The organism is Periweissella fabalis, from assembly GCF_012396505.1.
Lineage (GTDB): Bacteria > Bacillota > Bacilli > Lactobacillales > Lactobacillaceae > Periweissella > Periweissella fabalis.
On record NZ_JAAXPN010000011.1, the window covers coordinates 19082 to 32234 of the forward strand.

General features: G+C 36.6%; 11 protein-coding genes. 6 read left to right on the forward strand and 5 right to left on the reverse strand.

The genetic code is table 11. From position 1 onward, the window contains the following. Positions 1 to 10: 10 nt before the first annotated feature. The gene (locus HF964_RS08825; protein ID WP_168722687.1) at positions 11 to 811 is read right to left on the reverse strand and encodes an HAD family hydrolase; all 801 of its coding nucleotides are present in this window, start codon (positions 809 to 811) and stop codon (positions 11 to 13) included. Positions 812 to 975: 164 nt separating this feature from the next. On the opposite strand from HF964_RS08825, the gene nrdI reads away from it, so the two are divergent. The 4 genes from nrdI to zwf all read left to right on the forward strand — a co-directional run bounded on the left by nrdI (position 976) and on the right by zwf (position 5976). Further along, entirely contained in the window at positions 976 to 1431 is a 456-nt protein-coding gene (gene nrdI, locus HF964_RS08830; protein WP_168722688.1) for a class Ib ribonucleoside-diphosphate reductase assembly flavoprotein NrdI, read from the forward strand. Between the two features lie 39 nt (positions 1432 to 1470). Next, entirely contained in the window at positions 1471 to 2994 is a 1524-nt protein-coding gene (glpK, locus tag HF964_RS08835) for a glycerol kinase GlpK (protein ID WP_210727020.1), read from the forward strand. Positions 2995 to 3132: 138 nt separating this feature from the next. Next, on the forward strand, positions 3133 to 4314 hold the full coding sequence (locus HF964_RS08840) for a CynX/NimT family MFS transporter (protein WP_168722689.1): 1182 nt from the start codon (positions 3133 to 3135) through the stop codon (positions 4312 to 4314). Between the two features lie 201 nt (positions 4315 to 4515). Next, complete coding sequence (gene zwf, locus HF964_RS08845) at positions 4516 to 5976, forward strand: glucose-6-phosphate dehydrogenase (RefSeq protein ID WP_168722690.1); 1461 nt, start codon at positions 4516 to 4518, stop codon at positions 5974 to 5976. A gap of 144 nt (positions 5977 to 6120) precedes the next feature. On the opposite strand, the gene HF964_RS08850 is transcribed toward zwf, so the two are convergent. The 4 genes from HF964_RS08850 to purR form a co-directional block, all read right to left on the reverse strand. After that, entirely contained in the window at positions 6121 to 7044 is a 924-nt protein-coding gene (locus HF964_RS08850) for a Ppx/GppA family phosphatase (RefSeq protein ID WP_168722691.1), read from the reverse strand. 251 nt (positions 7045 to 7295) lie between these two features. Then, the gene (gene trpS / locus HF964_RS08855; RefSeq protein WP_168722692.1) at positions 7296 to 8318 is read right to left on the reverse strand and encodes a tryptophan--tRNA ligase; all 1023 of its coding nucleotides are present in this window, start codon (positions 8316 to 8318) and stop codon (positions 7296 to 7298) included. Positions 8319 to 8325: 7 nt separating this feature from the next. Further along, complete coding sequence (glmU, locus tag HF964_RS08860) at positions 8326 to 9711, reverse strand: bifunctional UDP-N-acetylglucosamine diphosphorylase/glucosamine-1-phosphate N-acetyltransferase GlmU (RefSeq protein WP_168722693.1); 1386 nt, start codon at positions 9709 to 9711, stop codon at positions 8326 to 8328. 10 nt (positions 9712 to 9721) lie between these two features. Beyond that, a complete protein-coding gene (gene purR, locus HF964_RS08865; RefSeq protein WP_168722694.1) occupies positions 9722 to 10555 on the reverse strand; it encodes a pur operon repressor in 834 nt (277 codons plus the stop codon). 258 nt (positions 10556 to 10813) lie between these two features. Here purR and HF964_RS08870 point away from each other — a divergent pair, with 258 nt between their 5' ends. Together HF964_RS08870 and HF964_RS08875 are read left to right on the forward strand one after the other, a co-directional pair. Further along, on the forward strand, positions 10814 to 12127 hold the full coding sequence (locus HF964_RS08870) for an NCS2 family permease (RefSeq protein ID WP_168722695.1): 1314 nt from the start codon (positions 10814 to 10816) through the stop codon (positions 12125 to 12127). A gap of 90 nt (positions 12128 to 12217) precedes the next feature. Then, positions 12218 to 13126: a LysR family transcriptional regulator gene (locus tag HF964_RS08875; RefSeq protein WP_168722696.1), complete on the forward strand. Its 909-nt coding sequence runs from the start codon at positions 12218 to 12220 to the stop codon at positions 13124 to 13126. Positions 13127 to 13153: the final 27 nt, after the last annotated feature.

Consider the following 13153-nt stretch of genomic DNA (forward strand, 5'->3'; position numbering starts at 1 on the left):
GCAGGCTTTTTTATAATTGAAAATATTTCTCTAAAAATTCAGCAACACCATCTTCTTCATTGCTACCAGTTACATACTTAGCATGATCAAATACATCAGGTGTTGAATTTTGCATTGCTACACTAATATCACCAGCTTCTAGCATTGGAATATCATTCTCACCATTACCAAAAACCAATGTGTTTTCCCGATTAATTTGATAATACATTTGTACATGTTTAACAGCAGTTGCTTTACTAACCCCTTTAGGTAGTAATTCTATATTTTCGGGCGCAGATGAGGAAATATCAAGCGTGGTTAAATTACCTAAAAGTTTACGTGTTAGTTCAATTTTATCAGGTGCACCCCCAGCAATAATTCCATTAGTTATTGTTTTTGCATCAATCTCACCAATTTCTTTAAAATATGAAATTGCACCACGCTTCATAATCTTGGCTGCAAAACTCATCACAGATAATGCTTGCTTATTGGTTACATTGTGATACACGTGGCTTGGTGTAAACAATCGGACTGAAACTTGATTTTGATTTACAATATTAATAATTTGTTCTACTGCATTTACACCTAAATATTCAACACCTTGATTAGCACCTAAATCATACATTGCGCCATTGGAATTAATTAGATTGACTTGCGCATTAATCATATCTCGTACCAACTCAGCGTGCACGCGCATCCGCCCAGTTGCGATATAGACAATATGACCCAAAGATTGGAGTTTCTCAATAACTTCTTTAGTACGTGGTGAGATCGTTTGATCATCATGGATCAACGTACCGTCAATATCAATAAAAATTAAATGTGGTTTCATATACTCTCCTCAACTTTTAGCCAGTTATGTTCAATATGTTCATGTTAATTCTACCAAATACTAACTTTCCTGCAAGCGTTTTCAGAGTTTTAAATGCAATTATTGAATGATTTCAAAAAGCTTACTATAATAAGTAGTATCGACTATAAAAAAGAGGCCTTTGCATGCAACCAATTAGAATTTTATTTAGCTCAATATCTGGCAATACTCGTAGTTTCGTTAAAAAATTGACAGATTATGCTCATGAAGAACATATCATTAATTCAGCTGCCCCACTAATTGAAGGATTTGAAATATCAGACTTAACTAACTTTACAGACGAAACAGATCCCTTTTTTGTTTGTGTTCCAACCTATTTAAGCGGTGGTAATGGGATTGACAACGGTGTTAAAGAATTAATGACCAATACTCTAGGTGAATACATTACCTATCATAATAATGCACAACTCGTCCAAGGTATCATTGGTTCAGGAAATCGTAATTTCAATGAGCAATATATCTTAACCGCTCGTCGTTATGCTCATGCAACTAAAACCGCTGTAGTTGCTGATTATGAGCTACGAGGTACTAATCAGGACGTTGAGCGGATTTATAACATTCTCATAACCCTTACAAAATAACAAACTACGTTATTTAAAGCTGAAAGTAGGTACATCAATATGGCTATTATCAAACCAGAATATATTCTTGCCATCGATCAAGGAACCACCTCGTCTCGAGCCAAAATCTTCAATAAAAACGGCCGTCGTGTCACTGAAACTGAAGCCGAGATTATTGCTACTTATCCACAATCCGGTTGGGTTGAACAAAGTCCTCAAGATATTTGGCACAGTGTCCAGACAGTCATTGCTAGTGCCATGATTAATTCCGGGGTTCGGCCTGATGAAATCAAAGCAATTGGAATTGCAAATCAACGTGAAACTACTATTGTTTGGGATAAAGCTACGGGGCAACCAATTTACAATGCTATTAGTTGGCAAAGTAATCAATCAGGTGACATAGTTGAACAAATACGTCGTGAAGGCCATGCAGCTAAAATCCAAGCTAAAACTGGATTACCCTTAAGCACTGCTTTTTCTGCTTCAAAAATTCGGTGGATACTTGATAATGTTCCAACGGCTCAAGCTCGTGCAGAAGCCGGTGAACTACTTTTTGGAACTGTTGATACGTGGCTTGTGTGGAAATTATCTGGTGGTAAAGCTTTCGTTACTGACCATACCAATGCTAGCCGAACAATGCTTTTTAATATCCATACTTTATCATGGGACGACGAACTATTGGCATTGTTTAATATCCCTCATAAAATGTTGCCGGAAATTAAAACAAGTTCCGAAGTGTACACCACCACTGAGTCATATCAATTTTTTGGTGGTGAAGTCCCTATCGCTGGTTTAGCTGGTGATCAACAAGCAGCCTTAATTGGACAAATGGGCTTTGAAACTGGTTTTACTAAGAACACTTATAGTGCTGGTTCATTTATCTTGTTAAACACTGGCAACCAGCCCATTGTTTCATCCCATAATTTAGTTGCTACTATTGCCTATTCAATGCAAGGTGAAGTTAAATATGCTCTTGAAGGAGCAATTTTTGTTGCTGGTTCTGCAATCCAGTGGTTACACGATGGCTTAAAAATGATTAATAATGAACCAGAAACGCGAACGGCTGCTGAACAATCAACAAATGACGACGAAGTTTACTTTGTGCCCGCCTTTTCTGGTCTTTCAGCTCCTTATTGGGATCCGAATGCTCGTGGAGCAATTTTTGGTGTTACACGTGGAACAAATAGAAATGATTTCATTAAGGCTACTTTACAATCAATTGCTTATCAAACCAGAGATGTTATTGAAACGATGCGTCAAGATACTGGTTTTGAAATTAAAACTATGCATGCTGATGGAAGTGCTTCGCGTAACCAATATTTAATGCAATTTCAAGCAGATATTTTAGATGCGGAAGTTTTACGTGCTACTGATGAAGAAACAACTGCATTAGGGGTCGCTTTTCTTGCAGGTCTTGCAGTTGATTATTGGAAATCAGTTGAAGATATTAAAAATATGACAATTGCGGGACGTAAATTTAATCCTACAATGATGCCAGAGCGGCGTGAAAACCTTTATCATGGTTGGCAAAGGGCTGTTCAAGCAACCCAATTGTTTAAACCCAATGAATTACCTGACATCTAAATATTAAAGTCGTGGAAAGTTTTCCACGACTTTTTTAATATCATTACCTTTTTATGTATAATATTTTTATAGTACTCAACTATGTTATTAATTTATTACATATATACATGCAATTTATATCTATGAATGGAGTTTCAAATGCAGACTACAACAAAACACAGCCCTTTCCTCCTACCAGGTATTATTTTACTTGGAGCAGTCCTTAGAATTCCCATCACTAGTATCCCGCCCGTATTAAGTCAGATTGCGCATGGCTTGCACATTCCAGTTGCATCGCTGGGAGTTTTAACTACATTACCTTTACTAGCTTTTGCTATTTTTTCACCAATTGCTCCAATTATCGCCCGCAAATTTGGGATTGAATTAACCTTTATTGGAGTACTACTATTAATGCTTGTTGGTTCAATTATCCGTATTATTTCAACTCCCTTTTTATTTATCGGAACCTTATTAGTCGGAATTGCAATTGCCCAAATGAACGTTTTATTGCCAACTTTAATTGCTGCAAATTTTCCTAACAAAATTGGTGCCTACACTTCTATTTACACTTTCACCATGGGATTAATGACAGCATTATTTTCAGCAATCGCCGTACCAATTGTTCTTGCTACTAATTGGCAAACGTTAATTATATTATTAAGTTGTTTAGTGATTATCGCGTTAATTATTTGGTTCCCTAATATTAGGCACAATCACTTACTTGCACCTAAAGGCCTTGGTACTAATTCGGTACCTTCAGCTTGGAAAAATATAACTGCTTGGTACTTGTTAATCTTCATGGGGCTACAATCAGCCATATTTTATACCTCAATTTCTTGGCTACCAACGATTGCTGTTGCCCATGGTATTAGCAGTAATACGGCTGGACTTCTTGCTGGTATCAATGCTTTAATTTCGTTACCGGTATCATTTTTAGTACCAAATATTATCGCTCATGCTAATGCTTCAAAGCGCCGTATCTTTGTAATTAGTGTTTCATTATTTGCCATCATTTCATTTATAATGCTCATTTTCGCAAATGATTCATTTATTTTTTGGTTAATTCTTAACCTATTTAATGGTCTTGCAACTGGAGCACTTTTCCCATATTTAATGACTTCATTTGGTAAGAAAACAAATACTCCAGCTGAAACTGCTGAGTTATCAGGTATGGCACAAGCTGGTGGTTATCTTATCGCTGCCGTTGGTCCATTTTTGTTCGGTTTAGGTTATTCAACTTTCCATACTTGGACTGTCCAAACAATTGTCTTAATTGTTGTGACCATCATCATGATGATCTGCGCGTTACTAGTTGAACGTAAGGAAAAAGTTTTTGACTAACTTAATAAATGAAAAAACGGGTGAAATTTAAAATTCATCTGTTTTTTTTTCATATATCATCAAATAACAAACTTTTTCTAGTATTTCACAAAAAGTTTCGAAAAAATACGCAAATTTATCGCCGGCACCTTAAAATGTAGTATATAATAATGTTGAAATTGTTTATTAGACTAACATTGATTGTTAAAGGAGATATTTATCGTGCCTAAAGAAATTACAACTTTAGTAACCTTTTTCGGTGCTACTGGTGACCTTGCAAAGCGTAAATTGTTCCCATCAGTTTACAACTTGTACAAAAAAGGCTTTTTACAAGAACACTTCGCAATTATTGGAACATCTCGTCAAGAAATGACAACTGAGGAATTCCAAACTTTTGTAAGTGATTCTATTAAAGAATTCATGCAAGAAGATGCGGATGCTGATTTTATCCGTCACTTTGATTATGAAAAAGCTGATATCACTGTGGCTGCTGATTATGCACCACTTAAAGCTAAGATTGAAAAGCTTGATCAAGAATTTGCATTGAATGGTAACCGTATCTTCTATATGTCAATTGCTCCACGTTTCTTTGGAACGGTTGCTAAATACTTGAAGTCAGAAGAACTTCTTTCAACTAACGGTGAATTTAACCGGCTTATGATCGAAAAGCCTTTCGGTGTTAGCTTTGAAACGGCTGAAAAATTACAAAATGAATTAAGTGATGCCTTCTCAGAAGATCAAGTTTACCGTATTGATCACTACTTAGGTAAAGAAATGGTTCAAAACATCGCAACCCTTCGTTTTGGTAACCCAATCTTTAACAATGCTTGGAACAAAGATTACATCGATAACATCCAAGTTACGCTTTCAGAAACACTTGGGGTTGAAGACCGTGCCGGTTACTATGATACTGCCGGTGCCCTCCGTGATATGATCCAAAACCACACGATGCAAGTCGTTGGTTGGTTAGCAATGGACGAACCAACTGAATGGACTGATACTGCGATTCGTGAAGCCAAGAACAAAGCCTTCAACGCCCTTAAAATTTACACACCTGAAGAAGTTGCTGAAAACTTTGTTCGTGGCCAATATGGTCCAGATGCTGCTAATACACAAAATGGTTACCTCCAAGAAAAGGATGTGCCTGCTGACTCACAAAACAACACGTATGTTGCTGGTAAGTTAGAATTTGCTACTGATCGTTGGAATGGTGTGCCATTCTATATTCGTTCAGGTAAGCGTTTGGCTGCTAAAACGACTCGGATTGATGTAGTCTTCAAGCAAGATGCTAATATCTTCAATAATACTCAACCACTTGAAAAGAACGTGCTTTCAATCATTGTTGACCCTGAAGGTAAGATTGAATACTCAATCATTGCCAAGGATACAACACCTGAATTCAAGACGCGTCCAATTACGCTTGAATGGAAAGTCTCTGCTGACGATAAAGCCCAAACACCTGAACCTTATGAACGTATGATTCACGATACGATGGATGGTAACGGTTCAAACTTTGCTGATTGGAACGGGGTTGCCGTTGCTTGGAAGTTCGTTGATGCGATTCAATCTGCTTGGGATGCTACGCACCAAGAATTCCCTAACTATGTTTCAGGTTCAATGGGACCTGTTGCCGCTGACGAATTACTTGCCCGTGATGGCCACAAGTGGGTTTACGAAGGTTAATACTTAACTTAAGATAACGTTGCAACAAAGGTCAGGCAATATCGAGATATACGTAAAAAAGCCAGGAAAATAAATTTCCTGGCTTTTTTACGTATATCTCGGAAACATCGAACTTCTGAAACGCGTTTAGAATAACTTACCAACCTATTTAAGGCGTTGCATGTATTCTGTAATAATACCTTCACGAACGCCGCTTTCTGAAAAAATAATTTTTGGAGTGGCTAAAGTCATAATTAAATTCAAAATGGGTAAACATCCACCTAGGATAATATCAGCACGATTGCTATCTAATCCTGGTAACTTAACACGTCCGGCTTGGTCATGACCTAATAAAAGTTCAAATAAATCTAAAGTTTGAGTTGCTGACATTTCAAAGCCATGAAAATTTTGCCCTAATACTCCATTTACTTGAAACTGCTGCATTCGAGCAAGTGTTCGATTAGCACCACCAAGTAATACTATTGGTAACTTATGCGCCTTACTTAGCCAAGAAATTTGATTATATATCGCTTGCACATACCGATTAGCCTGAAAAATAGCTTGTGCACTTGGTGCATCATGCAAATTAAACTTTTCAGATAAACTTACCGCTCCAAATGGGACACTAATTAAGGCCTCTTTTTGGCCATTTCTAACTAAAACTAATTCAACTGAAGCACCACCAGTGTCTACTAGTAATGCATCTTTAATCGCCAAGGTATGCTCAACTCCAAGATAGTCATAATATGCTTCATCATCTCCAGATAGAACTTGAATGTCAATTCCTATCTTATTTTTAATGCATTTTAAAAACTCTGCTTGATTCACAGCTTGACGTACTGCGGCTGTTGCAATCGCCTTTATTTGGATATCAGGATATTGATTATAAATTGCTTGAAAATTATGTAAAGCATTTAAAACTCTTTTAACTGCAAAATCTTGTAAAATTAACGTTTCGCCCATTCCTTCAGATAAGCGAGTGTCTTCTTTAACCCGTTGAATTTCTGTATAGGTACCATCTGCATTGATTTTTTCAATAACCATACGTGTTGAATTTGAACCTAAATCTACAATTGCTAAATATCCCATCCGTCTACCTCATCCTTTTAACTTCAATCCCTATTTTACATTATAATTCGATTAAATTATAAATACTTTATAAAAATAAAAAAGCGTCAGCTACCATTAAGGATATGCTAGCAAAAATCCCAAGAAAAATTAATTTCCCTGGGATTTATGTGTATCTTTCGATATATATCGGTCTTTTGAAATGCATTTTAACTACAAATTATTACTAATAAGCTAGTTATGTCATCGTCTTATTGCAAAATATTTAGGTATTAAAACTCACCAAAATAATCAACACCCATGGCATGTCGAACTTCACGCATTGTTTGACTTGCTACTAAGTTAGCTTTCTTTGAACCTTCTTCAAGCATTTTCATAACTGCTTCTGGATTTTGTGCAAACATTTCGCGTCGTTCGCGAATTGGCGCTAGTTTATTTTCAAGAACCTCAATCAAGTATTTCTTGATTTTCATGTCTCCTAGGCCTCCGCGTTGATAATGTTCTTTCAAGCGGGCAACTTCTTCCTTATCATCATCGAAAATATCCAAGTATGTGAACACCATATTACCTTCAATATGACCAGGATCATCAATGTTAATATGTTCTGGATCAGTATACATTGACTTAACTTTCTTGGCTAATGTATCTGCATCATCACTTAAATAAATTGCATTACCTAGTGATTTAGACATCTTAACACCATCAAGTCCCGGAATACGGCCTTGGCCTTTTGGTGGGAAATAACCTTGTGGTTCTACTAAAATATCACCGCTATAAACATTATTAAAAGTCCTAACAATTTCACGTGTTTGTTCAAGCATTGGTTCTTGGTCATCACCTACTGGTATTACAGTCGCTTTAAAGGCCGTAATATCCGCAGCTTGTGAAACTGGATAAATTAAAAAACCAGCTGGGATACCTTCACCAAAGTTACGCATTTTGAGTTCTGTTTTAACAGTTGGATTTCGTTCTAAACGTCCTAATGAAACAAGATTCAAATAATATTCAGTTAATTCTGATAATGCTGGAATTTGTGATTGTAAGAAGATAGTTGATTTTTCAGGATCAACTCCAACTGCTAGATAATCCAACGCCACTTGCAAGACTGAATCGTGTACTTTTTTAGGATCACGTGCATTATCAGTTAATGCCTGTTTATCAGCTATCATAATATAGCTTTCATATTTACCAGAGTTTTGTAATTCTACGCGATTACGTAATGATCCTACATAATGCCCAATATGCATTTTACCCGTTGGGCGATCACCAGTTAATAAAATTTGTTTGTCTGTCATATTATTGTTATCCTTTATCTTTTTTTCCTTGTGGAGTCCGTGACCAAAAATCCGGCTTCGTTGTTTGGCGACTCCGTGCAATTCCTAATGCCTCTGCAGGAATATCATCTGTAATTGTTGATCCTGCGGCAGTAATGGCGTGATTACCAATTTCAACAGGTGCAATAATTTTGGTATTAGAACCAATAAATGCATGATCACCAACCGTGGTATGAAATTTATTTACACCATCATAATTGACGAAAATTGTTCCTGCACCAATATTAATATTCTCACCTAAAGTAGCATCACCTACATATGTTAAATGGCCAACTTTTGTACCTTTACCGATAACTACTTTTTTAGTTTCGACAAAATTACCGATATGAACTTCTGGACCAATATCACTTTTTGGTCGTAAGTGAGCAAATGGGCCACAATTTGAACCTATACGCATCACTGAATCCTCGATTTGAGATGAGGTGATAGTAACGTTATCTTCAATAGTTGAGTTAATAATTGTTGAGCCGCTTGTAATGTACACATCACTTCCAATAGTTGTTTGTCCTTTAAGATAAACATTGGGTTCAATTGTAGTATCATTGCCAATAATTACGTCTGCATCAATATAAGTACTACTTGGATCAATTAAAGTAACTCCATTGCGCATATGTTTTTCGTTAATCCGTTCGCGCATCGCTTGATTAGCTTTAGCCAATGCTACGCGATCATTAACTCCCATACTTTCAGTAAAATCATCCATTTGGCAAGCCCCAACCGTATGACCTGCTGCTTTTAAAATCTCCAAAGTATCTGGTAAGTAATATTCACCTTGAGCATTATCATTAGTAACTTGACTAAGGGCCTCAAATAATAATTTGTTATCAAAAACAAATACACCAGTACTAATTTCATCAACTGCTTTTTCGGCAATCGTGGCATCTTTTTGTTCTACAATTTTTTCTACATAACCATTCACATCGCGAATAATGCGCCCATATCCAAATGGATCTGGGGCTTTTGAACTCAAAACCGTTACAGCATTACCAGCCTGTTCATGTTCAGCGTATAGTTTATTAAATGTCTCAGCGGTAAAAAGTGGTGAATCCCCACTAGCAATAAGTGTTGTCCCAGTATGATTACCAAGTAGCTTTTTGGCTTGTAAGACTGCATGGCCTGTGCCTAATTGTTCAGCTTGCAATGCATATTCTGTCCGAGTACCTAATAATTGTTTAACTGTATCAGCTCCATGACCAATAACTGTAACTACATGATCAACATTGGTTGCTTCAATCTCTGTTAATACATGATCAACCATTGCCTTTCCTGCAACTGGTTGCAATACTTTATATAGTTTTGATTTCATCCGCGAACCCATGCCGGCAGCTAAAATTATTGCATTTCTAGTCATCACTATTTCCTCTTTATAATTCAGTTGTGTAAATTTCACTTTGGTAATTTCCTGGAGCAACAGTAATACCATTTCCATCAGATGTTAATGTATCAACGTGAATTAATGAAGTATATTTATCAACAACCCGTTCACTAACTCGACCTTCAGCAAAAACAGCCGCCCCAACAACTGTACCTTCAAACTCACCGACTAAACTCATCATCCCTTTAATTGTTCCACCCGCCTTCATGAAGTCATCTACTACTAAAACTCGTGACCCGGTTGGCAATGAGCGTCGAGAAAGTTCCATTTTTTCAACACGTTTTGATGAACCAGTTAGATAATTAACTGACATAGTTGGCCCTTCGGTGATTTTTGAATCATTTCGAACAATTACAAATGGTACGTTTAACTCTGTTGCCACCGCTTGAGCCATTGGTACCCCTTTAGTTGCAGCTGTCATAACGGCATCAATTTCAGTATTAATGTATTGCGTTGCAATCAAACGCCCCACCCGTCGGAGGATATCTGGTCGTCCTAATAAATCAGACAAAAAGACATAACCCCCTGGTAAAACACGAGTTTCATCGCTAACTTCAGTTACTAATTCATTGATAAACTCGTCTGCTTCAGCCTGTAACATGTATGGTACAAAACGGGCACCTCCAGCAGCACCAGGTAAAGTTTCTAAAAGACCAATTCCGCGTTCGTGGAATGCACGTTTTAAAATTGCTAAATCTTCTGAAATTGATGATTTAGCTGAATCATATCGCTCCGCAAAATGGGTTAAAGAAACAAGTTTACGGGGACGATTTAATAAGTAATCTGTCATATCAACTAACCGATCGGCACGTCGTGTTTTCATATTGTATTCCTCACTTTTAATTTTTATCTTAACATTCATGTTTAATATATATATTGGTTACATTATATCACGAACGTTCGGAAAAGCTATTCATATAATGATGGATTATAAACTACTCTTAAACTTTGCCTAAATTCGAACTTTAAACTACTTAAAAATATTTTAGTTCGTATTTTATGTTGATTTATATTAAAACTATGCTAATATATAGTTATTCATTATTAAAACACAAAATATTTTATGAGGTATTCATTCATTATGGAAAGCATTTCAAGCTACTTCCGCCTTAAAGAGGAAGGTTCCACCGTTCGTCGCGAATTTATAGCTGGATTAACCACGTTCTTCGCGATGGCGTATATTTTATTTGTTAATCCAACTGTACTAGGTGCTGCAGGAATGGATAAAGGTGCAATTTTTACAGCTACTGCTATTGCATCTGCATTTGGTACTATTATGATGGGAATTTTAGCAAATTACCCCATTGCAATTGCTCCGGGGCTTGGAATGAACGCCTTTTTTGCTTATTCTGTTGTTATTGGAATGAAAATTCCTTGGCAAACAGCTATGGCCGGGGTATTTGTTTCAGCCATTATCTTCATGATACTAACTTTCTTCAAGATTCGAGAAATTGTTATTAATGCCATTCCGCGTGATTTAAAGTTAGCTATTGCCGCTGGGATTGGTCTATTCATTGCTTTTATCGGCTTGCATCAAGGCGGTTTGATTGTTTCTAACCCTGCAACTATGGTTGCTTTAGGATCATTAGCAACTCCTTCAACTTGGTTAACAATCTTTGGTTTAATCGTATCATTCATTTTAGTAGTTAAGCGTGTACCAGCTTCAATCTTTATTGGCATGGTTTTGACTGCCATCTTAGGATTAGTTACTGGTTTAATTAAAGCTCCAAGTGGCATCATCTCATTAGCACCAAGTTTAAAGCCAACTTTTGGTGCTGGTATTACACATATTGGTAACATTAATTCAGTACAATTATTGATTGTTGTTTTAACATTTCTTCTCGTGGCCTTTTTTGATACTGCCGGAACTTTAATTGGTTTAGCTGAACAAGCTGGTTTCATTAACGAAAAAGGTGAAATGCCTCGGGTCGGTCGTGCGCTCTTTGCTGACTCTTCATCAGTTTTACTCGGTTCAATCCTTGGTACTTCACCTACTTCAACTTTCATTGAATCTTCAGCCGGAATTGCTGTTGGTGGTCGGACTGGTTTAACTTCTGTCTTTGTTGGGATTTTCTTCTTATTCTCAATGCTCTTTTCACCACTACTTAGTGTCTTTACCGTTCAAGTTACAGCACCAGCCTTGATTGTTGTCGGCGTATTAATGGCATCTAATTTAGCAGGGATTGAATGGACTAAACTTGAAGTTGGAATTCCAGCATTTTTAATTGTGCTAGGGATGCCCTTAACATACTCAATCTCAGATGGGATTGCTTTGGGGATGTTTGCTTATCCAATCACTATGTTTGCTGCGAAACGTGGTAAAGAAATTAATATCGTGATGTGGATTCTATTTATTGTTTTCGTCCTCTTCTTCTATGTTATGAACACAAAGTAATTATTTATCTAATAAAAAGTTCGTGAAAAAATGTATTTCACGAACTTTTTTAGTACAATTGATTCATCAATCATGTCAGAGGTATCATAAATGGCTATTTATCCCTATCAAATATTTGCAACTGTTACAGAAACAAAAACCTATTACCGAGCTGCTGAGCGATTAAATATCACGCCATCTGCGGTTAGTCATGCAATTGCACAACTTGAACGTGAACTTGGTTTTCCACTATTCATCCGAAATCGTAATGGTAGTACTTTGACTCCTAATGCACAACAAATATTACCGTACGTGCGTGAAATTTTAAATGCCGAAAGTCGCTTACATCAAGAAATTGATAATATTAATGGTTTAGTTCGTGGGACACTACGCATCGGTGCTTTTAGTTCAGCATCAGTTCAATGGCTACCAACTATTTTGCAGCAGTTTCGCCGCCATTATCCAGAAATTACTATCCAATTAATTCAAGGCAGTTTAAATGATATCGCCGAAAAATTACGACATGGTCAATTAGATATTGGCTTTACTGCCTTACCTGTTGATTCTCAACTTGTAACCTACCCACTTATTTTAGATACTTTATATACCGTCGCTCCCAAAGATTTTAGACCTAAAAATACCCAATTCGTAACTGAATTTGATTTGCGTGATAAAACATTTATCCTTCAAGAATCTGATTACGATCGTGCTACTAAAGCGACTTTAGACCAATATAAAGTGACTTCTAATTCCTTAACATATACTATTGATGACCCTAGCATTATTGCAATGGTTGAATCTGGTTTAGGATTTGGTATTTTACCAGCCTTATCTTTAACCAGTTTCCCTGATTATCATGATAAAGTTAACGTCTATGCTTTCGATCAAGATGTATTTCGCACCTTAGTGGTTGCGACTCCTAAAACCCAGTCTAGCTCACCAATTGTTAAAGCAATGCTTACTCAAATTTTCACTTTTTTGCATGCTCAGTATCCTAATGATTTATTATGGACAAATTAAACCAACCAAAAAAGTGCACCTTCAACT